Raw genomic sequence first — 24,213 nt, 5'->3', positions numbered from 1 at the left:
AAACACATGGCAACGGGGGCTGTGATGGTCAGGGGGAGAGAACCCGCAATTCTGGCGGAGCGCCGCGAACCGGCCGACGGCGGCACACCGTCTTCGAAGTTCGCCGACCTCATCCTGTATGCAGTACTGGCGGGATTCCTGGTCCAGGTATCGGTGAACATCTACACGTCCGGGGCCCGCGCACTTCAAGTCGTCATGGGCGTCCTGTGTTTCGCGGCTGTGTGCGCCCTTCAGATCCTGCACTCGCAGCCGCGCTCACGGGACGACCGGCGCGGCTACCGCGTGGCCACGCTCACGGCGCATGTCCTGCTGACGTATGTGCCGCTGGAGTGGCTGGGCAAGACCTGGTGGGTGGCCGGCGGTTTCCTCGCGGCGTCCGTGCTGCTGCTTCTGCCCCCGCCGCTGAGCTGGCCGCTGTTCCTCGTGGTCGTGGCGGCCAACCCGGTGATGGCGGTGCTGCGCCACAACGGCATGCCGTTCGTCGTCTACACCATGTCGTCCACCCTGGTCACCGGTCTGCTGGTCTACGCCGTCAGCCGGATGGCCTGGCTGGTGTCCGAACTGAGCGGGTCCCGGATGAAGTTGGTCGGCGCGGTCTCCCAGGAGCGCCTGAGGTTCGCCCGCGATCTGCACGACCTGCTCGGTTACAGCCTGTCCGCGATCACGCTCAAGACCGAGGTGGCGATACGGCACGTTCCGCACCGGCACGAACAAGTCAAAGAGGAGCTGACGTCGATCCTGGCGATCTCCCGCCAGGCCCTCACCGACGTACGCCATGTGGCGCGCAGCTACCAGACGCTGTCGCTGGGCACGGAACTGGAGTCGTGCGTGACCATGCTGGAGTCGTCGGCGATCGAGGTGGAGGCGCAGATGTCCGCCCCGCTGCCGGACGGCCGGACCGGCACCGTCCTGGCCATCGTGCTGCGGGAGGCGGTCACCAACATGCTGCGGCACAGCAAGGTGCAGCACTGTGTCATAAGGCTCGACCGGGTGGACCACCGATTGCGGCTGGTCATCGTCAACGACGGCACCGGGCTGGAGGCACCCGACGACGGCCTCGCGCCCCCGCCCACGGCGTGGCCGGACAGCGGCGGGCTGGTGAACATGGAGACCCGGCTGGCGACGGTCGGCGGCACGCTGACGGCCGGACTGCGGCCCGGCGGCCGGTTCGAGGTGGTGGCCGAGATTCCGGACGCGCACGGGACGCCGACGGCCGGAGCGGGTGACGGCCCGTCGGGCGCGGACACCGGGGACGGCACGGCGAGTGGGAACGGCACGGTGAGCGGGCTCGCTAACGGCGCCGGGGCCTCGGCGGCGCGGGGACTGAACCGTGCCGAATTCCACGGCGGCACGGAAGCCAGGCATACGCGCCTCGGCAGGCGGGGGAACGCGGGTCCTATGCCTGGACCGAGGAAGTATCCGGACACGCTGCGCGAGCACGGTGTCCGCCAGGCGCCGACCTTCGGCCGTCCGGCCCCTCATGCGGACCGCGACCTCGGCCCCCACAGAGGGGCACCGCGGGAATAGCTCTGCCGGGCCCTGGCCGCCCCCCCGGCCTCCGGGGCGGCGCCTGGAGTGCGACCACCGCCGGGCGTACCGCGCGGACGCGACACCGCAAGGAAGCAGCCGAGTTGTGGCGAGCCGACGAGCCCCTCATAGCCGCCTCGGTGTTGTCGCGAACGGCCCGCCCCGCTCGTGGCCGAGGCGGTGTCCGGCACCCACGCGACGACCTCGGGACTCGACGCCGAGCGGAAGAGGTTCGGTCTGGAGGCAGCGTCCTGCGCAGGGCGGGCCGGCGGCCTGTCGCCGCTCAGGGCAGCCAGCCCGCCTCCTGCGCGATGCGGATGGCATCGACGCGGTTACGCGCGTTGAGTTTGGTGACGATCGTCGTGAGGTAGTTGCGCACGGTTCCCGCGGAGAGGAAGAGCGCCGCCGCGATCTCGCCCACCTGCGCCCCCTGCGCGGCTAGTTGCAGCACCTCCACCTCACGGGCGGTCAGCGGGCTCTGCGCGTGGTCCCAGGCGGAGAGCACCAGCTCCGGATCGACAACCCGTTCCCCGGCGGCCACCTTCCTTATGGCGCTGGCCAGTTGCTCCGGTGGTGCGTCCTTGAGGAGGAAACCGGACACCCGGGCGCTCAGCGCCCGCTTGAGCGTGCCGGGCTTGCCCAGGCTGGTCAGCATGAGGGTGCCGCACGACGGCAGCTGCTCATGGAGCGAACTGGCGGCGGACAACCCGTCGGTGCCGGGCAGGTCGACGTCGAGGACGGCGATGTCGGGCCGGTGCTTCAGTGCGGCCGGCACCACCTGGTCGCCGTCGTCCACCTCCGCCACGACGGCGATGTCCGGCTCCATCGACAGCAGAGCGACCAGCGCGCCGCGAACCATGTGCATGTCTTCGGCGAGCAGCACGCGGATCATGCGTCCCCTCCGGCCAGATACCGAGCCCCCGTTGTTCTCCCGGCGGGCACAACCGTACCTTCTGGGCCAACGGTGGCAAAGCATTGAACTGCGGGGCCCTCAGGCCCGCTTGTACCCGTCGGACCGCCGCCCGGCAGTCACCCGGGAATGGTCAGCGGCACCAGTCGGCCGCGCAGAAACAGCCTGCGCATCGCGGGCCGCTGGATCTTGCCGCTCGAGGTGCGGCGCACCGTCCCGGGTCTGACGAGCACCACCTGGGTGGCGCGCACCTCGAAGTCCCGTGCGACACAGGCCCGCACCTCCCGCTCCAGGGCGGCCAGATCCAGGTCGTAGCGGCGTCCTATACGCACTTCCTGGACGACCACCAGCCCGTTGCGGCCCGGTTCCGCGCTGAACACCGCCCCGGCGCCGAAGAGTTCACTGAGCTGCTGCACGCGGTGCTCGACGTCCTGCGGGTGCAGGTTGCGCCCGGCCACCACCACCATGTCCTTGATCCGGCCGGTGACGAACAGCTCGCCGCCGTGCAGCACCCCGAGGTCGCCGGTCCGCAGGAAGCCGGTCTCGCCGTCCGTGGTGGTTCCGCAGAACGTCTCGCGGGTCTCCAGCGGGCGCTTCCAGTAGCCGTCGGCCACACTCGGGCCGCGGGTCCAGATCTCGCCGACCCGGTCCTCGGGCAGTACCCGGCCGGTGTCCGGCTCCACGATCCGCAGGTCGTTGCCTGGCGCCACCGTGGTGCCGCAGCCCACGAGGGCGCGGGAGGACCGGCCCGGGACGGCCGGAGCGAGCCGCCCCGACTCCAGCTCCGCGATGTCCGCGTGGAAAGGGCGCGGCGGCCCGCTGGTCCCCGCGCGCCGGCCCGCGGTCAGCAGCGTGCTCTCGGCCAGCCCGTAGGCCGGTACGAACGCGCTCGACCGGAAGCCGACCTGCGCGAACCGGTCGGCGAAGGCGTCCATGGTCTGGGCGCGCACCGGCTCCGAGCCGTTGACGGCGACCTGCCAGCCCGTCAGATCGAGCTCGGCGAGCTGCTCCTCGCCGACCTTGCGGGTGCACAGCTCGTAGGCGATGTCCGGGCCGCCGCTGACGGTCACCCCGCACTCGCTCACCGCCTGGAGCCACCGGCCCGGACGGCGGGCGAAGTCGGACGTGGACAGCAGCACTCCTGCGGTGCCCAGCCACAGCGGGTGCAGCAGCAGTCCGGACAGGCCCATGTCGTGATGGAAGGGCAGCCAGCCCCCGACCCGCGAGTGTGGGCCGGTGCCCAGCAGTGCCCCCAGCTCGTGCTGGTTGGCCAGCAGATTACGGTGGGTGAGCCGGGCGCCGCGCGGCTCCCGCGTCGAGCCCGAGGTGTACTGCAGGACGGCTACCGCGTCCGGGTCCCACCCCGGAGGCCGCCAGTCCGCCGCGGCCGGCAGTGCGGTGGAGTCGTCCAGTGCCAGGCAGGGCAGGTCGGCCCGGCCCACGGCCGACACCAGGTAGGAGACGGCCGCCGCCGACTCCCGGTCGGTGAGCAGCAGCGACACCTGCGCGTCCTGGATGATGCGGAGCACCCGCTCGTCGGCGCTGCGCCGCCCGTTCGGCACCGGGCACGGCGTCGGGATCGCGCCGGCGTACAGACAGCCGAAGAGCGACGCGATGAACAGGTCGGGCCGCTGCTGGAGAACGAGCACCCGCTGTCCGCCCAGCCCCCGCTCCAGCAGCCATGCGGCCAGCCGCCGGGCGGCCTGGTCCAGCTCCCCGTAGCCAATCTGCCGGCGGCGCATCCGCTCCGGACCGCCCTTCGGGGCGTGCCAGTCGAGCAGCAGGTACGCCGCTGCGTCAGGCTCCCGCTCCGCCCGCCGGAGCAGCAGGTCGGGCAGGGTGCGTACGGTCACCTGTTCCCCCCATGGTCCGTCAGTGACACGACTGCGCGGCCAGTTTGCCCGGGGCACCTTGAGTCCCGCTTGAGCGCACCGGTGCCGTGCTCGTCGGACGGCACGCGCACGAATGGACCGAGTCCAGCCCTGGAGGCCAGTACGTCCCGCTCGTGCGAGCTGAGCCGGCGCTTCTCCCGATGCCTTCCGCCTGTACGGGCTGGTCCTGGTACGGCTATCTGATGTGCCGCAGGAACGCGGCGACCGCGGGGGACGGTTGCCCGTGCGGGTGGACGACTCTGATCGTCCATGCCGGTGCATGCGCGGTGAAGTGGCGCACGGGGAGATCGGGGAACCGGGCGGCCACCGACGGGGGCATGATGCACGCCCCGAGGCTGTGCCGGACCAGGTCACTGGCGGCCAGCAGGTCGTTCACCTCGAACGTGACGCTGCGTTCGAGGGACGCCGCACGGAAGGCCCTGTCGACCTCCTGCCGGATCGCCCAGCCGGGGGAGAAGTCCACCAGCGGCAGACGGGCCGCCTCCGGCAGGGTCACCGGCCCCTCGGGCGGCAGAGCGCTCGGCCTCGGGGCGGTCACCAGGACCATCTCCTCCCGCGACAGCAGCCGGGTCCCGAGACCGCGCGGCACGGTGTCCAGGGCGGCCACGGCCAGGTCGACGGTTCCGGTGCGCAGGGCCTTCGGGAGGTCTTCGGCCGGGGCCTGACGCAGCCGGACCACCACGCCCGGGTTCTCCTGGTGGAAGTGCGCCAGCGCCAGTGCCAGGCCGGCGTACAGACCCTGCATCACGCCGATGGTGATCTCTCCGCGGAGCTCTCCCTGGGCGATGTCCACCGCCGCCCTGGCCTCCTCGGCGGCGCGCAGGGTGGCGCGGGCGGCGGGCAGGAAGGCGTGCCCCGCGGGGGTCAGCGACACCCGGTGGGTGGTGCGCTGGAACAGTGACGCGCCCAGTTCGCGCTCCAGGGCGCGGACCGTGCTGGAGACCGCGGACTGCACGATGTGCAGCCGCCGGGCCGCGGCACTGAACCCGCCCTCCTCGGCGACGGCGACGACGACCTCCATCTGCCGCAGATCCATGACCATCCTCCTCGGCTATCTCACATTCAGATAACCATCATCTTGGATCATCTCTCCCGTGTGGGAAACAACGGCTGCGCGTACATGTTGGCAACGGCAGGCGGCGATGGAAGGCCGCCGGTTCCACGGTCGATGGAATCCACCGCCCATGGAATCCCCGTCAACGGATCGGAGTCCTCATGATGTCGATGACGTCGGTCAAGGGCCTGCGTACGGATGGTGTACCCGGCCGGAAGGCTCCGGCGCCGGAGCACGAGCGTGGCGACCGAGGGTACGGCGCCGCGTTCTGGACGGTGGCCGGGGTGTTCGTGACGGCCATGGCGTTCTCCACGGTTCCCACGCCGCTGTATCCCCTCTACCAGGCTCATGACGGGTTCTCCACGTTCACGGTCACCGTCGTGTTCGCCGTCTACGCCGTCGGTGTGCTGACCAGTCTGTTCCTTGCCGGACACGTCTCGGACTGGCTGGGCCGCAAGAAGGTCATGACGGCGGCGCTGGCGCTGGAACTGCTCGCCGCGGCGCTTTTCCTCGCCACCCCGTCACTGCCGGTGCTGATCGTCGCCCGGCTGGTCACCGGTCTCGGTGTCGGGATGCTGACGGCGACCGCCACCGCCTATCTGCACGAGCTGCACAGCGCTCACCGGCCCGGCGCCTCGACACGGCGGTTCGAGACCGTGTCGACCGTGGCCAACATCGGCGGCCTGGGCGGCGGCCCCATCGCCGCGGGCGTGCTCGCCCAGTACCTGGGCGCGCCGCTCCGACTGCCGTACGCGGTCTTCGTCGTGCTGCTGCTGACCGGCGTGGCCGCCATCGCGCTGACACCCGAGACCGCCCGGAAGCCTGCCGTCAGGCCGGCCTACCGTCCCCAGCGGGTCGGGGCCACCCGCGGCGGCCCCGGCCACCTCGCCGCCGCCGCGGCCGGATTCACCTCCATGGCCGTGTTCGGCCTGTTCACCTCCGTGGTTCCCGGCTTCGTCGGCGGGACCCTGCACCACCCCTCCCGCGCACTGGCCGGACTGGTCGTGTTCGCCGTGTTCGGCGCCGCCGCGGCCGCCCAGACGGGCACCGGCCGGCTCCGTGCCCTCACGCGCTGGTACATCGGGCTGCTCGCCCAGGCCGTGGGCATGGCCGTCCTCGCCGTCGGCATGCACCTCGCCGGCCTGCCCGTGTTCCTGCTCGCCGGGATCGTCGCCGGTGCCGGTGCCGGGGTGCTGTTCAAGTCCGCCGTCGGGCACGTGGCCGGTACGGCCGCCCCGGCCCGGCGCGGCGAAGCCCTCGCCGGGCTGTTCCTCGCCTCCTACCTCGGCCTGGCGATCCTGCCCGTGGGCCTGGGCGTCGCCAGCCGCTCCATGAGCGTGACCACCGCGACGACGTGGTTCACGGCCGTCGTCCTTGCGCTCCTCGCCTCTGTCGCCGCCGCGACCGTCTCCGGCGTCAGGCATGTGATCGGCACCAGGGCCTCCTGACCCGATCAGCCCGATCGCATCGATCAACCGGAAGCCGCCTGCGCCCGCTGGTCGGTCCCGGACGGGCACCCATGGGGGACCACCTACCCTTGAGGCATGACCAGCAGCAGCGACCGGAGCCTCGCCGTGGACGTTCCAGCACCCAAGAGCTACGAGATCCGCACCTACGGGTGCCAGATGAACGTCCACGACTCCGAGCGATTGTCCGGGCTGCTCGAAGAGGCCGGCTATGTGCGGGCGCCGGAGGGTTCGGACGGCGACGCGGACGTCGTCGTCTTCAACACCTGCGCCGTCCGCGAGAACGCCGACAACCGTCTCTACGGCAACCTCGGCCGCCTCGCGCCGAAGAAGGCCACGCGGCCCGGGATGCAGATCGCGGTCGGCGGCTGCCTCGCGCAGAAGGACCGCGACACCATCGTGAAGAAGGCGCCCTGGGTGGACGTCGTCTTCGGTACGCACAACATCGGCAAGCTGCCCGTCCTGCTCGAGCGCGCCCGGGTGCAGGAGGAGGCGCAGGTCGAGATCGCCGAGTCGCTGGAGGCGTTCCCCTCGACGCTGCCCACGCGCCGCGAGAGCGCGTACGCGGCGTGGGTGTCGATCTCCGTCGGCTGCAACAACACCTGCACCTTCTGCATCGTCCCGGCGCTGCGCGGCAAGGAGAAGGACCGCCGGCCCGGCGACATCCTGGCCGAGGTCGAGGCACTGGTCGCCGAGGGCGTCTCGGAGATCACCCTGCTCGGGCAGAACGTGAACGCGTACGGCTCCGACATCGGCGACCGTGAGGCCTTCAGCAAGCTGCTGAGGGCCTGCGGCAAGGTGGAGGGGCTGGAGCGGATCCGCTTCACCTCGCCGCACCCCCGCGACTTCACCGACGACGTCATCGCGGCCATGGCCGAGACGCCGAACGTGATGCCGCAGCTGCACATGCCGCTCCAGTCCGGCTCGGACACGGTGCTGAAGGCGATGCGCCGCTCGTACCGCCAGGAGCGCTACCTGGGGATCATCGAGAAGGTGCGGGCCGCCATCCCGCACGCGGCGATCACGACCGACATCATCGTGGGCTTCCCCGGAGAGACCGAGGAGGACTTCGAGCAGACCCTGCACGTCGTCCGCGAGGCGCAGTTCACGCAGGCCTTCACCTTCCAGTACTCCAAGCGGCCCGGCACGCCCGCCGCCACCATGGAGGACCAGATCCCCAAGGAGGTCGTCCAGGCGCGCTACGAGCGTCTCGTCGCCCTTCAGGAGGAGATCTCCTGGGAGGAGAACAAGAAGCAGGTCGGCCGCACCCTGGAGCTGATGGTCGCCGAGGGCGAGGGCCGCAAGGACGGTGCGACCCACCGCCTCTCCGGCCGTGCCCCCGACAACCGTCTGGTCCACTTCACCAAGCCGGACGAGGAGGTCCGCCCCGGCGACGTGGTGACGGTCGAGATCACGTACGCCGCCCCGCACCACCTCCTGGCCGAGGGACCCGTCCTCGGCGTACGCCGGACGCGCGCGGGCGACGCGTGGGAGAAGCGGAACGCCGCGGAGGCCGCCAAGCCGGCCGGGGTGATGCTCGGGCTGCCGAAGATCGGCGCCCCCGAGCCCCTGCCTGTGGCGTCCGCGGGCGCGTGCGGCTGCAACTGACGTCGCGGTCGGCGGGGCGGGCGCGGTCCTGGCGGACGCTGTCGGCCCGGCCACCCTCCCTTCACCGTTGTGCGCTGTGCGTCACCCGCCTGATCGTCGGCAACGCCCGGCGGTCACCGGCGTGTGTTCGGTTGCGCCCTTCTCGTCGTCGGCTCTCGCGGTCCACTCCCGCGCACGCAGGGCAATGACGTGCCGCCGTCCGGCGGGGTTACGCTGCGGATCATGCTTGTCGCCGCCGCAGTCTGTCCCTGTCCGCCGCTGCTCGTGCCCGAGGTCGCCGCGGGCGCCGCTCCCGAGCTGGACGGTGCCCGTGCCGCGTGTCTGGACGCGCTCGGCGTGCTCGCCGCCGCGCGGCCGGACCGGCTGGTGATCGTCGGACCCGCCGAGGAGAGCGGGTACGTCCCGTACCCAGAGGGCACCCGGGGATCCTTCCGCGGGTTCGGCGTGGACGTCGGTGTACGGCTGGGCACCGGCGGAGCGGACGCGGCGGGGTCCGGTCGCGAGCTTCCGCCCTCGCTCGCGGTCGCCGCGTGGCTGCTGGAGCGGACCGCCTGGGCGGACGCGCCCCTGGAGGGGCTGGGCGTGGCGGAGTCCCTCGCCCCCGAGCGGTGTGCCGCGCTCGGAGCTGAGCTGGCCGGTCCGGACGAGCGCGTGGCCCTCCTGGTCATGGGCGACGCGAGCGCGTGCCGCACGCTCAAGGCTCCCGGCTATCTGGACGAGCGCGCGGCCGGCTTCGACGCGGAGGTCGCGCGAGCGCTCGCGGCGGCGGACACGGCGGGCCTGAAGGCGCTGGACGCGGACCTGGCCCGGGAACTCAAGGCCTGCGGCCGGGCTCCCTGGCAGATCATGGCGGGCGCCGCCGAGGGCGCGCGCCTGTCGGGCGCGCTTCTGTACGACGACGCACCGTACGGGGTGGGGTACCTGGTGGCGGCCTGGTCGTAGCGGACGCGTGGCCGACGTCCCGGCCGGTGTCCCGATACGGCGGACGGCCGGGAGGCTGCGCGCCTCACGGCCGTCCGCCGATGTGCCGTCTGCCGGGTCAGGAGGCGGACGGTGGCCGATTTTCCGGCGGCGTCTCTCCCGTGCCGGACTCCGGTGGCATCCCCGCGGCGTCCGCCGGGCCCGTGTCGCGGTGGGCGATGCGCTCCATCGCGCCCTTCGCCTTGTCCGTGCCGGTGTGGATCTTGTCGCTGTACTTGCCCTTGGTCCTCTCGTCGATCACCTTCGCAGCCTTTTCCAGGCCGCGATCGACCTTCCCCTCGTGCTGCTGCGCGAACTCCGAGACCTTGACTTTCAGATTGTCCACGAGACGCATGATCCACCTTCCCTTGCGGAGGCAGTTACGTGCGGGCGCCCTCGTCGGCCTCGCGGTCGGCGGCCATGTCCACGGACTGCTGCCTGGGAATCCCGACACCCTTCTCGACGGCGGCCTGCGCCGGCTCCTCCACCGTGACCCCCGGCGCGGCCTCGGTCCCGGATGTGACCGGGTCCCTCGCCTCGTCCGGCGCCTGCGGCTGGGCCGGGGCCGTCGGCTGCGGAGCCTCCGCCTCCGAGGGCCGCACCTGCTCCGTCGTCCTCGACCTCGGGAAAAGCCGTGCAAAAACGCCCATATCAACTCCATACATTACTCGTGCGGGCGAAATACCGCGTTGCTCGGTGTGCCCGCTTGCATCTCCCGGCCCACCCGCTCTCGAAGCGGCGGCCGGGACCTCGCAACGGGCAACGAACCGGCATCGAGGGCGTCACCTAACTCGTTCGAGGCGAGGTCCGGAGGTTTGCGAAACTGTTGCGGTGAGTAGTGCAACGCCCGCGCCGCGGGTCATCGCCGTCGTCGGACCGACCGCGGCCGGAAAGTCCGATCTGGGCGTGTTCCTGGCCCAGCGCCTCGGTGGGGAGGTCGTCAACGCCGACTCCATGCAGCTGTACCGCGGGATGGACATCGGCACCGCCAAACTGACGCCCGAGGAGCGCGGCGGCGTCCCGCACCACCTGCTGGACATCTGGGACGTGACCGTGACGGCGTCCGTGGCCGAGTACCAGCGCCTCGCCCGTGCGCGGATCGACGCACTGCTCGCCGAGGGCCGCTGGCCCGTCCTGGTCGGCGGCTCCGGGCTGTACGTACGCGGCGCAGTCGACAACCTGGAGTTCCCCGGAACCGACCCCGAGGTGCGCGCCCGGCTCGAGGAGGAGCTCGCCCTGCGCGGCTCCGGAGCGCTGCACGCGCGCCTGGCCGCTGCCGATCCGGAGGCGGCACGGGTGATCCTGCCCAGCAACGGCCGCCGTATCGTCCGGGCCCTGGAGGTCATCGAGATCACCGGGCTGCCCTTCACCGCCAATCTCCCGGGTCACGACTCGGTCTACGACACCGTGCAGATCGGCGTCGACGTGGCCCGCCCCGAGCTCGACGAGCGCATCACACGCCGCGTCGACCGCATGTGGGAGGCCGGGCTCGTGGACGAGGTACGCGCACTGGAGGCGCAGGGCCTGCGGGAGGGGCGCACGGCGTCCCGCGCGCTCGGATACCAGCAGGTGCTCGCGGCGTTCGCGGGGGAGTGCAGCCTGGAAGAGGCGCGCGCCGAGACCGTGCGCGCCACCAAGCGCTTCGCGCGCCGTCAGGATTCCTGGTTCCGTCGCGACCCGCGCGTGCACTGGCTCAGCGGTGGTGCAGCGGACCGAATGGAACTCCCGCACCTCGCACTGGCGTTGGTCGAACGACCGGTTACAGCCTGATCACGTGATGGCATCGGGACGCTCCGGCCGTCATTTGGGCCTCCTGTGGCATGCCATCATCGAGCTTCGATCGACCAAGTGAGTCCGAGTTGGGAGGGCACGTGGCGATGGAGGCCGGCCCTCGCGACACCGCTCAAGGCGCGGAGTACGGCAGCGGCGAGGGCGTGGACGAGAGGCTCAGCTCCGACGGGCCCGACGAGCACCCGACCGGCGGCGTGACCGCCGACGGGCCGGAGGCGCACGAGCTGACCGCCGGGCACGAGGTCGAGGTCGAGCTGCGCCCGCAGCGTCGGCTGCGCACCTGGCAGCTCGCCCCGATCGTGGCGCTCGCGGCGGTCGGCTCGCTGATGTTCGCCTTCCCGCTGGCCTTCGAGTTCGGCGACGGCGGTGCCGTGGTCGCCATGCTCGGGCTGCTGATCTGCTCGTGCGCGGCGGGCTGGGGCATGATGGCCGCGCGGCGTGTCGGCTACACCTGGCCGGGCGTGCCCCAGCGCGGCTCCGGGCGCCGTCCGGACTGGCGGGTGGCCCTCGCCTACGCCGGGCTGGTCGCCGTGGTCGTGGTCCTGGCCGTGTGGCGGGTGGCCCGGCTGCGCTGAGGCCGCGCGGTCCGTCTGCCGGGCAGCCGTGCCACTGCCGTGCGGTCCGTGGTGTCGTACCGACCCCGTACGATCGAGGAATGAGCACGCGGATCGCCTTCCTCAAGGGGCATGGCACGGAGAACGACTTCGTGATCGTCCCCGACCCGGAGAACGCCCTCGACCTGCCCCCGGCCGCCGTCGCCGTCCTGTGCGACCGCCGCGCGGGCATCGGCGGCGACGGTCTGCTGCACGTGGTGCGTTCCGCGGCACATCCCGAGGCCCGGGAGATGGCCGCCGACGCGGAGTGGTTCATGGACTACCGCAACGCGGACGGCTCGATCGCGGAGATGTGCGGCAACGGCGTGCGGGTCTTCGCCCGCTACCTCCAGCGCGCTGGGTACGTGACCGAGGGGGATCTCGCGGTCGCCACGCGCGGGGGTGTGAAGACCGTGCACATCGCCAAGCCCGGGCCCGGCAGCGACTCCGCCGAGGGAGACATCACCGTCGGCATGGGCAGAGCGGTCCTGCCCGAGGGAGACGTCACGGTGAGCGTCGGCGAGCGGAGCTGGCCCGCGCGCAACGTGAACATGGGCAATCCCCACGCGGTCGCCTTCGTCGACGACCTCGCCCATGCGGGCAATCTGTACAGTCCTCCGCCCTTCAGTCCGGCCTCGGCCTACCCGGACGGAGTCAACGTCGAGTTCGTGGCCGACCGGGCACCCGCACACGTCGCGATGCGCGTCCACGAGCGCGGTTCGGGCGAGACCCGCTCCTGCGGCACGGGCGCCTGCGCGGTCGCCGTCGCCACGGCCCGCCGCGACGGCGCCGATCCGGCTGTGACGGGTGTACCGGCCACGTACACCGTGGACGTCCCCGGCGGCACCCTGGTGATCACCGAGCGCCCGGACGGCGAGATCGAGATGACCGGACCGGCGGTGATCGTCGCCGAGGGCGAGATCGACGCCCAGTGGCTGGCGGCCGCGACCCGCTGAACCGGAAGCGCCGCGCGACGCGCTGAACCAGAGGCGCCGCGCCATCCGCTGACCGGAACGGCGTGCCGTCCACCGCCGCCCGACGGCCGGCCGGGAGATCGTCGCGGATGGCGAACGCGAGCCGTCCAGCGACTTCTCTGGGGCGAACCGGCGGCGCGCCGAAGCACGGTGTGGCACGTGGACGGTGACGCCGCGTTCCGCCGATTGGCCGGAAGGCGCGGTCGGCGGCACGGCCGCGCCGTTCCGTAGGGCAGCCCGGAGGGCTTCTGAACGCTCCTATCCGCGGCCCGGCGCCACCGGGAACGATCGAATCGACGGTCGGCGCTCGTGCCCGTGGCGCAAAACCGTAAACCCTCCGGCCTTCGCTCGAATGGGTGATCCGTTTCACGCTCGGCGAGAGCCGGTCGGCCGGGCGTGATGGGCTCGGTAGCATCAAGCACCGGCCCGGGCGGGGGACCGTTGCCATCCCCCGCGCCGCGTACGCCATGCGGCACCCGTCCGCCGGTCCACGCAGCCGGAGGTGCCCAATGAGTGCGGAGGCCACGAACCCTGCCAGCCCCGTCCCCGCGACGCCAGGGGAGCACCGCAGGAAGAGCCGCCCCCGGATCGACCTGCGCCGACTGGGGCGGGCCGCACTGCTCGGCACCGCGGCCCGCGACCGGCTGCCTGACGCCATCGGCCATGTCGCGGAGGCGCACCGCGCCCACCACTCGGACGCCGACCTGGAACCCCTGCGGCGCGCCTACTTGTTGGCGGAGTCCTCGCACCGGGGCCAGATGCGCAAGAGTGGCGAGCCGTATATCACGCACCCCCTCGCCGTCACTCTGATCCTTGCCGAACTCGGTGCCGAGACCACCACCTTGACCGCCTCCCTGCTGCACGACACGGTCGAGGACACGGACGTGACTCTCGATCAGGTGGGCGAAGGGTTCGGCGAAGAGGTGCGCTATCTGGTGGACGGCGTGACCAAGCTGGAGAAGGTCGACTACGGGGCCGCCGCCGAACCCGAGACCTTCCGCAAGATGCTCGTCGCCACCGGCAACGACGTCCGGGTGATGTCGATCAAACTGGCCGACCGGCTGCACAACATGCGCACCCTCGGGGTCATGCGCCCCGAGAAGCAGGAACGCATCGCCAAGGTCACCCGCGACGTCCTCATCCCGCTGGCTGAACGCCTCGGCGTCCAGGCGCTCAAGACCGAACTGGAAGACCTCGTCTTCGGGATCCTGCATCCCGAGGAGTACGAGCACACGAGGGAACTGATCGCCGAGAACGCGGCGCACGGCGACGACCCCCTCGCCGCGATGACCGAGCAGGTGCGGACCGTCCTGCGTGAGGCCGGAATCCAGTCGGAAGTCCTGATCAGACCCAGACACTTCGTCTCCGTCCACCGCATCTCCCGCAAGCGGGGCAGACTGCGCGGCGCCGACTTCGGCCGCCTGCTGGTGCTGGTGAACGAGGACGCCGACTGCTACGGCGTCCTCGGTGAACTGCACACCTGCATGACCCCGGTGGTCTCGGAGTTCAAGGACTTCATCGCCGTCCCGAAGTTCAACCTGTACCAGTCGCTGCACACCGCGGTCGCCCGCGAGGACGGCGAGGTCGCCGAAGTCCTCATCCGCACGCACCAGATGCACAAGGTCGCCGAGTCCGGCGTCATCGCGCTCGGCAACCCCTACGCTCCGTCCTCCGACGACCCGGCCGACGGCGAGCGCGCCGACCCGACCCGCCCCGGCTGGCTCTCCAGGCTCCTGGACTGGCAGGAGGCGGCCCCCGACACCGACACCTTCTGGTCGACGCTGCGCGAGGACCTCGCACAGGACCGGGAGATCACCGTGTTCCGCGCCGACGGCGGCGCACTGGGGCTCCCGGAGGGCGCGAGTTGCGTGGACGCCGCGTACGCTCAGTACGGCGAGGACGCGCACGCCTGTATCGGGGCCCGGGTCAACGGCCGGCTGGCGACCCTGAGCACGGTCCTCAAGGACGGCGACACCGTTCAGCTCCTGATGGGCCAGGACCCGGCATCGGAACCCTCCGAGGAGTGGCTGGAGCACGCGTACACGCCCGTCGCGAGGATCGCCATCCAGCGTCGGCTCGCGGCCCGTCCGGCCTTGGGCGACACGACCGACGGCGCGTCGGAACCGGGCGACGCGCGGCACGGCGCCGAGGCCTCGACGGTCGGCGCCACGGTGCGCGGCACCGCGCACCTGACCGCCACCCGCCCGCCTGCGCCGCCCGCGGGCCCCACCCCGGACGCGCCGGGCGCACGCACTGCCAACGCCGTTGTCGACCTGCCCGGCGCCTCCGTCCGCATGGCGGGCTGCTGTACACCGGTGCCGCCCGACGAGGTCACCGGATTCGCCGTCCGCGGGGGTGTGGTGACGGTCCATCGCATCGAATGCGCCGGAGTGGCGCGCATGAAGAGCGCCGGGCGCGCGGAGGTCGGTGTGCGCTGGGGCGACACCACACACTGCCGGGTCACGCTCGTCGCCGAGTCCTTTGTGCGCCCGCACCTCCTCGCGGACCTCACCGAAGCAATCGCCCTGGAGGGCGCGGGGATTGTCTCCGCCACCGTCGAACCGCCCAGCCAGCAGCGCGTGCGCCACACATACACACTCCAACTCCCGGACGCAGCACACCTGCCGGCCCTGATGCGAGCGATGCGCAACGTGCCCGGCGTCTTCGACGTGAGCCGCGCGCAGCACCCCGCGGCCGCCCACTAGCCTTCCGACCTGCGGGTCCAACGCGCGGGACGGCCCGGGCTGAACCGTTCGGGTGGGCCCGGCGCGCGCCGTCACCTCGCGAGCGGTGCGCGCTGGTAGCCGTGGTCCATGCCGCTCAGCCTCCGCTCCGTGATCCCCCGTGCCCGCCGCGCCAGAACTGCCCTGCTGGTCTCCGCCGTTTCCGGCTGTCTCGTCGCCGCCGGCGCTTCCCCGCCCGCCGCACCGCTCGGCCTCGGCGACCGACTGTTCCCGACGCTCGGCAACCCTGGCTACGATGTGCTCTCGTACGACCTCGCCTTCACCTACCCCGGCAGCAACAGCAAGCCCCTCAGCGCCGTCACCACGATCCGGGCGCGCGCCACCGAGCGCCTGGATCGCGTCAACCTCGACTTCGCACGCGGCACGGTGCAGTCCGTCGAGGTCAATGGCGCTCCCGCGGTCTTCACCGGCGCCGGGGACGACCTGATGATCACACCGGAGATCCCGCTCCCCAGAGGCAGCGTGCTGCGGATCACCGTGCGTCACACGAGCAACCCGGTGTCCCCGGACGGCCAGGACGGCGGATGGGTGCGGACCGACGACGGGCTCGCCATGGCTAACCAGGCCGACGCCGCCCACCTGGTCTTCCCGTGCAACGACCACCCCTCCGACAAGGCGGTCTTCACCTTCCACGTGACCGCACCCGACGGCTACACGGCCGTGGCCAACGGTGTGCCGCTGGGCAGGCAGCGCAGGGGCGGAGCCACCACCTGGACCTACCGCACCCTCCACCCCATGGCGACCGAACTGGCCCAGGTGTCCGTCGGCCACACCGCCGTGCTGCACCGCAGGGGACCGAACGGACTGCCCGTCCGCGACGTCGTACCCGCCGCCGACGCGAAGGTCCTCGAACCGTGGCTGGCGAAGACCCCCGACCAGATCGCCTGGCTGGAGGAGAAGCTCGGCCCCTATCCCTTCGAGACGTACGGCCTGCTGATCGCCCAGGCCCAGACCGGCTTCGAACTGGAGACACAGACGCTCTCCCTCTTCGAGAAGAACATCTTCACCGAGCCCGCGTACCCCAAGTGGTACGTCGAGTCGATCATGGTGCACGAACTGTCCCACCAGTGGTTCGGGGACAGCGTCAGCCCGCGCACCTGGTCCGACCTGTGGCTGAACGAAGGGCACGCCACCTGGTACGAGGCCCTGTACGCGGAGGAGACCGCGGGCAAGGCCCTGGAGACCCGTATGAAGGCGGCGTACACCCTCTCCGACACCTGGCGCGCCGTCGGAGGACCGCCGGCCGCCCCCAGACCCCCGAATCCGGGCAAGAAGATCAGCATCTTCCGCCCGAACGTCTACGACGGCGCCGCGCTCGTCCTGTACGCGCTGGGTCAGGAGATCGGACGCTCCGCGTTCGAGCGTCTGGAGCGGCTCTGGGTGGCCGTGCACCGGGACCGTACGGCCACCACGGCCGACTTCGAACGCCTGGCGTCCGACGTCGCCGGACGCGACCTCGGTGCGTTCTTCCAGGGCTGGCTCCACGACGAGAAGACCCCGCCGATGCCGGGGCACCCGGACTGGAAGAGCGACCCGGTGCAGCCCTCCGCGAGCACGCGGTAAGTCGGATGACGGGGCGGGCCGCGCCGTGCGACCATCGTCGGGTCGGCGGCGCGGCCCCCAGGGCGCGGGCGGCCGGGAATGTCCCGGTCCGCTCGAGCGTTGTGCAGGGTGGCGAGGTGCGCGGCCCAAGCGGCCGGCTCCGCCGCCGCAAGCGGTATCCCCAACGACGTAAGGACCCAATGACCTCCTCTTCTTCCCCTTCCCAGGACACCCAGCGCTTCGCGCACGCCTACCCCGAAGGTCTTCGGGCCGATGCCCTGATGGAAGAGGACGTCGCCTGGAGCCACGAGTTCGACGGAGAGCGGGACGGCGACCAGTTCGACCGCTCCGAGCGCGCGGCGCTGCGCCGCGTGGCGGGCCTGTCCACCGAGCTCGAGGACGTCACCGAGGTCGAGTACCGGCAGCTGCGCCTCGAGCGCGTCGTGCTCGTCGGCGTGTGGACCTCGGGGACCGTGCAGGACACGGAGAACTCGCTCGCCGAGCTGGCGGCCCTCGCGGAGACCGCGGGCGCGCTGGTGCTGGACGGTGTGATCCAGCGCCGCGACAAGCCCGACGCCGCCACGTACATCGGCTCCGGCAAGGCCCAGGAGCTGCGGGACATCGTGATCGACACGGGCGCCGACACCGTCATCTGCGACGGTGAGCTCAGCCCGGGCCAGCTGATCCACCTCGAGGACGTCGTCAAGGTCAAGGTCATCGACCGCACGGCCCTGATCCTGGACATCTTCGCCCAGCACGCGAAGTCCCGAGAGGGCAAGGCGCAGGTCGCGCTCGCACAGATGCAGTACATGCTGCCGAGGCTCCGAGGCTGGGGTCAGTCGCTGTCCCGGCAGATGGGCGGCGGCAGCGGCGGCCTGGCGACCCGTGGTCCCGGTGAGACCAAGATCGAGACGGACCGGCGGCGGATCCGCGAGAAGATGGCGAAGATGCGCCGGGAGATCGCGGAGATGAAGACCGGCCGCGAGATCAAGCGCCAGGAGCGCCGGCGCCACAAGGTGCCGTCGGTCGCCATCGCGGGTTACACCAACGCCGGCAAGTCCTCCCTGCTCAACCGCCTCACGGGCGCGGGCGTCCTGGTCGAGAACGCACTGTTCGCGACCCTGGACCCGACCGTGCGCCGGGCCGAGACCCCGAGCGGGCGGCTGTACACGCTGGCCGACACCGTCGGTTTCGTGCGGCATCTGCCCCACCACCTGGTCGAGGCGTTCCGCTCCACCATGGAGGAGGTCGGTGACTCCGACCTGATCCTGCACGTGGTGGACGGCTCCCACCCGGTCCCCGAGGAGCAGCTGGCCGCCGTGCGTGAGGTGATCCGGGACGTCGGCGCGACCGACGTTCCCGAGATCGTCGTCATCAACAAGGCGGACGCGGCCGATCCGCTGGTGCTCCAGCGGCTGCTGCGGACGGAGAAGCGCGCCATCGCGGTCTCGGCGCGCACGGGCAGGGGCATCGCGGACCTGCTCGCGCTCATCGACAACGAGTTGCCCAGGCCGTCGGTCGAGATCGAGGCGCTCGTGCCCTACACGCACGGCCGTCTGGTCGCACGCGCCCACTCCGAGGGCGAGGTGATCTCCGAGGAGCACACCCCGGAGGGCACCCTGCTCAAGGTACGGGTGCACGAGGAACTGGCCGCGGAGCTCGCCCCGTACGCTCCGGCTTCGGCGCTCTGAGCCACGACGGACCGTTGCCGGTCCCCGTTAGGACGTGACCGGCGGCGGTCCCGCCGGTCCTAGGCACGACGTGGTCGGCGACGGCGACTGCCCGAGTCCCGCCGGACCGGTGCGTCAGGGTGATCCATCTGCACGAAAGGCCCGCTCCCTGTCCAAGGGAGCGGGCCTTGTGCGTTGCGATCAGGCTGTCACTGGTTCGCGAACTTCTTGCTGACCGACGTGTAGATGCCCTTGGCCACGTCCCCCAGGCGCGGGCCCGCCAGCCAGCCGGAGGTCACCGGGCCGATCGAGGTGTTGGACACCAGCGCCGGCTTGCCGTCGCTGCCCCTTTCCACCCAGCCGCCGCCGGACGAACCGCCCGTCATGGTGCAGCCGATGCGGTACATCGTCGGATCCGTCCGCACGATCGACAGCCGGCCCGGCTTGTCCTGGCACTGGTACAGCTTCTGGCCGTCGAACGGCGCCGCGGCCGGGTAGCCGGTCGCCGTGATGCTGTCGACCTTCGGTACGGCCGGCGCGTTGAAGTTCACCGGGAGGGCCGAACCGACCGTCTCCTCCAGGGACTTGCCGCCGTTGCCCTGCTCCGGGGTCACATGGATCACGGCGAAGTCGTACGGCGCGCCCTGGCCACCGGTCTCGTCGCCCCGCTCGATCCACTGGTCCGAGGTCTGCGCCCAGTCACCCCACCAGACGCCGTACGGGGCGATCTGCTCCCGCGTCGCGCTCTGCAGTTCGGCTTCCGTCCTGCCCGCGTTGTTGTACGCCGGCACGAACGCGATGTTGCGGTACCAGCCGCCCTTGCGGCCCGCGTGCACACAGTGGCCCGCGGTCCACACGAGGTTGGACTTGCCGGGATGGGCCGGGTCCTCGACCACCGTCGCCGAGCAGACCATCGTGCCCTCGGGCGAGTCGAAGAACACCTTGCCCGCCGTGGGCGCGCTGTCGTGATAGGCGGGCCGCACCGCCTGTGCCTGCACCGGCGCCGGGGTCGGGTCGGTTACGCCCTGGTCGCCCGAGAGGTCGTTGGCGTCGACACCCTTGTCCGGGTCGTTGGCCTTGCGCATCCGGTCCGGGTTCCACAGCCCCTGGATGATCGGGTTGACGAACTCGTCGGCCTCGCGCAGCCAGTCGTCCTTGTCCCAGTTCTTCCAGGCGCCGTTCTTCCACTTGTCGATGTCGATCCCGTGTTCCCTGAGCTTCCGCTTGATGTCGTCCGGGATCTTGATCTTGCCGTCGCCCGGCGCGGAGGCGGAGACGGACGCGCTCGCCTCACCGCCCGCCTTGGCGTCTCCACTCGAGTCGCACGCGGTCGCGGTCAGCGCCAGTGCCGTGGCCAGGCCGACTGCGGCCAGAACGGGGAAGGTGGTGCGACGAACGCTCCTTTCCCGGCGGGCGGCGAAGAGTGGGCGTATGGATCGCATGGTCTGAACTCCCCCTGGAATGAACCCGTCTGACAGGATCGGCGCACCGCCGTGGGACGGCGGGACATCTTGGATGATCATCCGATGTCACTGAACGACACACGACACTATGCGCTCGCTGTGCGGGACTTCCCGCGGAACGGCAACGGTTCCGTCACGGCCGCGATCATCGGCGCACCTCCGTCGCACAGGACGGGTCCGGCATCGGGACCCGGGTGACGGCTGGTGCGAAGCGCCCGCCTCGCACGGCCGTTCAGGGGATCAGCGGTATGAATTTCGCCCCCGACCGCTTCCACAGGCCGTTCACGTCGTTGGTATGTACGGGGGGAACTGCCGACCGCGCTCAAACGCTCACCCCCATTCCCTCTGGACAGCGGGAGGAACTGTCGTCGTGACCGTGACGGAGACTGCGTTGGTGCCGGTGGAGGGCGAACCGGAGGAGTGCGGGGTAGCCGAGGCGGAGTGTTCCGTGCGCGAGACGACGCGCGGGACCGGAGCGGTGCGCGCCGCGCACGAGGGCATTCTGCGACGCCAGTCGGCGCGCGAATCGGCTGCTCGCACCTATGCGCGCGCCCTCCCGATCGTGCCCGTGCGGGCGCGCGGACTCACGATCGAGGGCGCGGACGGCCGCCGCTACCTCGACTGCCTCTCCGGCGCGGGCACGCTGGCCCTCGGGCACAACCACCCGGTGGTTCTGGAGGCGATCCGCAACGTCCTCGACTCCGGTGCGCCGCTGCACGTCCTGGACCTGGCCACGCCCGTCAAGGACGCTTTCACCACCGAGCTGTTCGGCACCCTGCCCCCCGGCTTCGCCGACCGCGCGCGTGTGCAGTTCTGCGGTCCGGCCGGGACCGACGCCGTGGAGGCCGCGCTCAAGCTGGTACGCGCGGCCACCGGCCGGAGCGGGCTCCTCGCCTTCACCGGCGCCTATCACGGGATGACCGCCGGGGCACTGCAGGCGTCCGGCGGCGCGACCGACGTCCGGGTGACCCGCCTGCCGTTCCCGCAGGACTACCGCTGCCCCTTCGGTATCGGCGGCGATCGCGGTGCCGAACTCGCCGCCCGCTGGACCGAGTCCCTCCTCGACGACGACAAGTCAGGCGTGACACTGCCGGCCGGGATGATCCTCGAACCGGTTCAGGGGGAGGGCGGCGTCAACCCCGCGCCCGACGCCTGGATGCGCCGCATGCGCCAGATCACCGAGACCCGGTCGATCCCGCTGATCGCGGACGAGGTGCAGACCGGTGTGGGCCGCACGGGACGCTTCTGGGCGGTCGAGCACAGCGGGGTGATCCCCGATGTGATGGTCCTCTCCAAGGCGATCGGCGGCAGTCTGCCACTCGCCGTCGTCGTCTACCGCGACGATCTGGACGTCTGGCGTCCCGGCGCCCACGCCGGCACGTTCCGCGGCAACCAGCTCGCCATGGCCGCCGGCACCGCGACCCTCCGATACGTCCGTGAGAACGGCCTCGCCGAACGCGCCGCCGCGCTCGGCACCCGCATGCTGGCCGAACTGCGCTCCCTGGCCACGGAGTTCCCGTGCATCGGTGATGTGCGTGGCCGCGGTCTGATGATCGGCCTCGAGCTGGTGGACCGCGAGAGCGCACCCGCACCGGCACTCCCGCTGTCCCCGACCGACGATCCCGGGGGCTCAGGACCGCGTCCTGCCGCGCCCGCTCTGGCCGCCGCCGTCCAGCAGGAGTGCCTGCGGCGCGGCCTGATCGTGGAACTGGGCGGCCGCCATGCGAGCGTCGTCCGGCTGCTGCCACCGCTCACCATCAGCGACGAGCAGACGAGCGCGGTCCTGGACCGGCTGGCGGACGCCGTGGCAGCCGTGGCCCGGGGGCCTGTCATCCCCTGAGCCGCGCATCTCCTGCTGCGCGAACCGACACCACTGCGACACCACAGCCGAGGAGTCACTCGCCCTTCACTCTCATCTCGCCCTCGCCCGTGCCTTCCGACTCCAGCCCGAGGCCCTCAGATAGGTCCAAGGCACCGCACCCGCCCGCACGCCCGTACCGCTCGGCCCTCGCCGCACGAGCTGGACATCTCACGAGGAACGACCTTGAACGCCACCCCGATCCCCCACGGCGGTTTCCGGAGCCCCGAGAGAGAGGCCGGTCCCACGCGGAGGGCCGGCTCCGGGGGAGAGTCCGGCCTCGAGCGGGAGTTCGGCAGCATGCAGGCCACCGCCCCCGGGTTTCACACGGTGCCCGCGCAGGGAACCGCGTCACCGGAGGCCGACGAGAGGCGCGGCGCCAGCACCGACCTGCTGGAACACCCCGATCCGCACACGGCGGCCCACGCCGCGACCGTGGAGAACCTGCTGCGCTGCTGGGTCCGCGAGCACGACCTCTCCGCTCCCGTCGACGGCACTCTGCGTATCCCGCTCCCCACCAGCGGTACTGCCCTCCTCGTCCCGGTCTCCTACTGGTCCCCGACCGGCTGGCACCGGTTCGGCCCGCCGTACCTGGCCGGCGCACCCGAGACGGCCCCGCCCGCGGACGCGCTGACGGTGGCCACCCTGCTGGCACGTGAGACCGGACCGGCTCCCTTGTCCGGCTCCGCTCCCGGGCATGTCGCCGATCTGGTGGCGCGCGTCGCCGACTCCGTACGCCACACGACGGCCTTCGTCGCGGCGCGCCCCGAGCGCCCCGTTGACGGAGCGGACCTCTTTCTCTCCGCAGAGCAGGCGCTGGTGCTCGGGCACCCGTGGCATCCGACGGCCAAGAGCCGCGAGGGACTCTCCGACGCGGAGGCACGGCTCTACTCGCCGGAACTGCGCGGCTCCTTCCGTCTGCACTGGCTGGCCGTCGCGCCGCCGGTACTCGCGGCCGACTCGGCATGGACCAAACGCGGCCGCCCCGTGCCCGCCGGCCGACTGGCCCAGTGGCTCGCCGGCGCCGGGCTCCCACTACCCGACGGATTCACCCCGCTGCCACTGCACCCCTGGCAGGCGCATGAGATCCGGCTCCGCCCCGAGGCAGCGGCGCTGCTGGACGCCGGACTGCTCCGAGACCTCGGTCCGCACGGCGGCCCCTGGCATCCCACCTCATCCATCCGCACGGTCCACCGCTCGGGCGCCCCGGCGATGCTCAAGCTCTCGCTGGGCTTGCGCATCACCAACTCCCGCCGTGAGAACCTCCGCAAGGAACTCCACCGCGGCGTTGAAGTGCACCGTCTGCTACGCGGCGGCCTGGGCAAGCAGTGGCGGTCCGTGCACCCCGGTTTCGACATCGTGCGCGACCCGGCCTGGATCGCCGTCGACGACACGGACGGCACCCCGGTGCCCGGGCTGGACGTGGTCATCCGCCACAACCCGTTCGGTCCCACGGACGACGTCTCCTGTGTCGCCGGTCTCGTCTCGCCGAAGCCCCGCGCCCAGGCGGCGGGGCAGCGGCACCCCGTCCTGCGCTCGCGGCTCGCCGAGACCGTCACCCGCCTCGGCGGGCGCACCGGCCGCTCGCGCGGCGCCGTCGCCACCGAGTGGTTCCTGCGCTACCTCGAACGAGTGGTGCGCCCCGTGCTGTGGCTGGACGGCGAGGCCGGTGTCGCCCTGGAGGCACACCAGCAGAACACCGTGGTCCTGCTGGACCCGGAGGGCTGGCCCGCGGGCGGCCGCTACCGTGACAACCAGGGCTACTACTTCCGGGAGTCCCGCCGCGCCGAACTCGACGCACGGCTGCCCGGCATCGGCGAGCACAGCGACACGTTCGTCTCCGACGAGGTGACCGACGAACGCTTCGCCTACTACCTCGGCATCAACAACGTGCTCGGCCTCATCGGCGCGTTCGGCTCGCAGCGGCTCGCCGACGAACGGGTGCTGCTCGCCGCCTTCCGCCGCTTCCTCGCCGAGGCCGCCACCGGGCCCGACCGGCTGCGCACCCCCTTGCCCGCCCGCCTGCTCGAATCACCCGTCCTGCGCTGCAAGGCCAATCTGCTTACCCGGCTGCACGGCCTGGACGAACTCGTCGGCCCGGTGGACAGCCAGTCCGTCTACGTCACCATCACCAACCCCCTGCATTCCTGAGGAACGTGAC

At 71.7% G+C, this 24,213-nt stretch carries 18 protein-coding genes; 12 read left to right on the top strand and 6 right to left on the bottom strand.

The features are described from left to right. Positions 1-6 precede the first annotated feature (6 nt). The gene (locus tag ACQEXA_RS17285) at positions 7-1,527 is read left to right on the top strand and encodes a sensor histidine kinase (protein ID WP_432933468.1); all 1,521 of its coding nucleotides are present in this window, start codon (positions 7-9) and stop codon (positions 1,525-1,527) included. A 283-nt stretch (positions 1,528-1,810) separates the two neighbouring features. On the opposite strand, the gene ACQEXA_RS17280 is transcribed toward ACQEXA_RS17285, so the two are convergent. The 3 genes from ACQEXA_RS17280 to ACQEXA_RS17270 form a co-directional block, all read right to left on the bottom strand. Beyond that, positions 1,811-2,419, bottom strand: coding sequence for a response regulator transcription factor (locus tag ACQEXA_RS17280; protein WP_359394437.1), 609 nt, complete (start codon positions 2,417-2,419; stop codon positions 1,811-1,813). Positions 2,420-2,556: 137 nt separating this feature from the next. Then, positions 2,557-4,290 carry a fatty acyl-AMP ligase gene (locus tag ACQEXA_RS17275; protein WP_432933471.1) on the bottom strand — a complete coding sequence of 578 codons (1,734 nt, stop codon included), beginning with the start codon at positions 4,288-4,290 and terminating at the stop codon, positions 2,557-2,559. 214 nt (positions 4,291-4,504) lie between these two features. Further along, entirely contained in the window at positions 4,505-5,365 is an 861-nt protein-coding gene (locus ACQEXA_RS17270) for a LysR family transcriptional regulator (RefSeq protein ID WP_361820923.1), read from the bottom strand. 179 nt (positions 5,366-5,544) lie between these two features. Here ACQEXA_RS17270 and ACQEXA_RS17265 point away from each other — a divergent pair, with 179 nt between their 5' ends. The 3 genes from ACQEXA_RS17265 (at position 5,545) to ACQEXA_RS17255 (ending at position 9,399) form a co-directional block, all read left to right on the top strand. Continuing rightward, a complete protein-coding gene (locus ACQEXA_RS17265; RefSeq protein ID WP_433130528.1) occupies positions 5,545-6,831 on the top strand; it encodes an MFS transporter in 1,287 nt (428 codons plus the stop codon). A 96-nt stretch (positions 6,832-6,927) separates the two neighbouring features. Then, a complete protein-coding gene (miaB, locus tag ACQEXA_RS17260) occupies positions 6,928-8,457 on the top strand; it encodes a tRNA (N6-isopentenyl adenosine(37)-C2)-methylthiotransferase MiaB (protein WP_432933475.1) in 1,530 nt (509 codons plus the stop codon). 222 nt (positions 8,458-8,679) lie between these two features. Further along, positions 8,680-9,399 carry a class III extradiol dioxygenase subunit B-like domain-containing protein gene (locus ACQEXA_RS17255; RefSeq protein ID WP_432933477.1) on the top strand — a complete coding sequence of 240 codons (720 nt, stop codon included), beginning with the start codon at positions 8,680-8,682 and terminating at the stop codon, positions 9,397-9,399. A 97-nt stretch (positions 9,400-9,496) separates the two neighbouring features. On the opposite strand, the gene ACQEXA_RS17250 is transcribed toward ACQEXA_RS17255, so the two are convergent. Continuing rightward, positions 9,497-9,772, bottom strand: a complete 276-nt coding sequence (locus ACQEXA_RS17250) for an antitoxin (RefSeq protein ID WP_359394451.1) — start codon at positions 9,770-9,772, stop codon at positions 9,497-9,499. A 25-nt stretch (positions 9,773-9,797) separates the two neighbouring features. Next, entirely contained in the window at positions 9,798-10,067 is a 270-nt protein-coding gene (locus tag ACQEXA_RS17245; RefSeq protein ID WP_432933479.1) for a hypothetical protein, read from the bottom strand. A gap of 181 nt (positions 10,068-10,248) precedes the next feature. On the opposite strand from ACQEXA_RS17245, the gene miaA reads away from it, so the two are divergent. The 6 genes from miaA (at position 10,249) to hflX (ending at position 18,752) form a co-directional block, all read left to right on the top strand. Beyond that, positions 10,249-11,187: a tRNA (adenosine(37)-N6)-dimethylallyltransferase MiaA gene (gene miaA, locus ACQEXA_RS17240; RefSeq protein ID WP_432933481.1), complete on the top strand. Its 939-nt coding sequence runs from the start codon at positions 10,249-10,251 to the stop codon at positions 11,185-11,187. Between the two features lie 107 nt (positions 11,188-11,294). Continuing rightward, entirely contained in the window at positions 11,295-11,783 is a 489-nt protein-coding gene (locus ACQEXA_RS17235) for a hypothetical protein (RefSeq protein WP_432939612.1), read from the top strand. Between the two features lie 80 nt (positions 11,784-11,863). Further along, positions 11,864-12,757 (top strand): diaminopimelate epimerase, encoded by an 894-nt coding sequence (gene dapF, locus ACQEXA_RS17230; RefSeq protein ID WP_432933483.1) that lies wholly within the window; start codon positions 11,864-11,866, stop codon positions 12,755-12,757. Between the two features lie 527 nt (positions 12,758-13,284). Continuing rightward, on the top strand, positions 13,285-15,480 hold the full coding sequence (locus ACQEXA_RS17225) for a RelA/SpoT family protein (protein WP_432933485.1): 2,196 nt from the start codon (positions 13,285-13,287) through the stop codon (positions 15,478-15,480). A gap of 108 nt (positions 15,481-15,588) precedes the next feature. Beyond that, the gene (locus ACQEXA_RS17220; RefSeq protein ID WP_433130526.1) at positions 15,589-17,082 is read left to right on the top strand and encodes a M1 family metallopeptidase; all 1,494 of its coding nucleotides are present in this window, start codon (positions 15,589-15,591) and stop codon (positions 17,080-17,082) included. Between the two features lie 179 nt (positions 17,083-17,261). Continuing rightward, positions 17,262-18,752: a GTPase HflX gene (gene hflX, locus ACQEXA_RS17215; RefSeq protein ID WP_432933489.1), complete on the top strand. Its 1,491-nt coding sequence runs from the start codon at positions 17,262-17,264 to the stop codon at positions 18,750-18,752. 188 nt (positions 18,753-18,940) lie between these two features. Here hflX and ACQEXA_RS17210 read toward each other — a convergent pair whose 3' ends face one another. Then, complete coding sequence (locus ACQEXA_RS17210) at positions 18,941-20,173, bottom strand: trypsin-like serine peptidase (protein WP_433130524.1); 1,233 nt, start codon at positions 20,171-20,173, stop codon at positions 18,941-18,943. Between the two features lie 469 nt (positions 20,174-20,642). Between ACQEXA_RS17210 and ACQEXA_RS17205 the strand changes: the two genes are divergently transcribed. After that, entirely contained in the window at positions 20,643-22,034 is a 1,392-nt protein-coding gene (locus ACQEXA_RS17205) for a diaminobutyrate--2-oxoglutarate transaminase family protein (protein WP_432939615.1), read from the top strand. Positions 22,035-22,238: 204 nt separating this feature from the next. Further along, positions 22,239-24,203, top strand: a complete 1,965-nt coding sequence (locus ACQEXA_RS17200; RefSeq protein WP_432933493.1) for an IucA/IucC family protein — start codon at positions 22,239-22,241, stop codon at positions 24,201-24,203. Positions 24,204-24,213: the final 10 nt, after the last annotated feature.

The sequence above is a fragment of the Streptomyces sp. CA-106110 genome (genome assembly GCF_050936285.1).
GTDB lineage: Bacteria > Actinomycetota > Actinomycetes > Streptomycetales > Streptomycetaceae > Streptomyces.
The sequence above is the reverse complement of the archived record's forward strand: the minus strand, read 5'-3'. Positions and strand labels throughout refer to the sequence as shown.

Coding starts and splice junctions, on each gene's coding strand:
- ACQEXA_RS17285 (WP_432933468.1), top strand. CDS start 7: ATGGCAACGGGGGCTGTGATGGTCAGGGGGAGAGAACCCGCAATTCTG.
- ACQEXA_RS17280 (WP_359394437.1), bottom strand. CDS start 2,419: ATGATCCGCGTGCTGCTCGCCGAAGACATGCACATGGTTCGCGGCGCG.
- ACQEXA_RS17270 (WP_361820923.1), bottom strand. CDS start 5,365: ATGGATCTGCGGCAGATGGAGGTCGTCGTCGCCGTCGCCGAGGAGGGC.
- ACQEXA_RS17265 (WP_433130528.1), top strand. CDS start 5,545: ATGATGTCGATGACGTCGGTCAAGGGCCTGCGTACGGATGGTGTACCC.
- miaB (WP_432933475.1), top strand. CDS start 6,928: ATGACCAGCAGCAGCGACCGGAGCCTCGCCGTGGACGTTCCAGCACCC.
- ACQEXA_RS17255 (WP_432933477.1), top strand. CDS start 8,680: ATGCTTGTCGCCGCCGCAGTCTGTCCCTGTCCGCCGCTGCTCGTGCCC.
- ACQEXA_RS17250 (WP_359394451.1), bottom strand. CDS start 9,772: ATGCGTCTCGTGGACAATCTGAAAGTCAAGGTCTCGGAGTTCGCGCAG.
- ACQEXA_RS17245 (WP_432933479.1), bottom strand. CDS start 10,067: ATGGGCGTTTTTGCACGGCTTTTCCCGAGGTCGAGGACGACGGAGCAG.
- ACQEXA_RS17235 (WP_432939612.1), top strand. CDS start 11,295: ATGGAGGCCGGCCCTCGCGACACCGCTCAAGGCGCGGAGTACGGCAGC.
- dapF (WP_432933483.1), top strand. CDS start 11,864: ATGAGCACGCGGATCGCCTTCCTCAAGGGGCATGGCACGGAGAACGAC.
- ACQEXA_RS17225 (WP_432933485.1), top strand. CDS start 13,285: ATGAGTGCGGAGGCCACGAACCCTGCCAGCCCCGTCCCCGCGACGCCA.
- ACQEXA_RS17220 (WP_433130526.1), top strand. CDS start 15,589: ATGCCGCTCAGCCTCCGCTCCGTGATCCCCCGTGCCCGCCGCGCCAGA.
- hflX (WP_432933489.1), top strand. CDS start 17,262: ATGACCTCCTCTTCTTCCCCTTCCCAGGACACCCAGCGCTTCGCGCAC.
- ACQEXA_RS17210 (WP_433130524.1), bottom strand. CDS start 20,173: ATGCGATCCATACGCCCACTCTTCGCCGCCCGCCGGGAAAGGAGCGTT.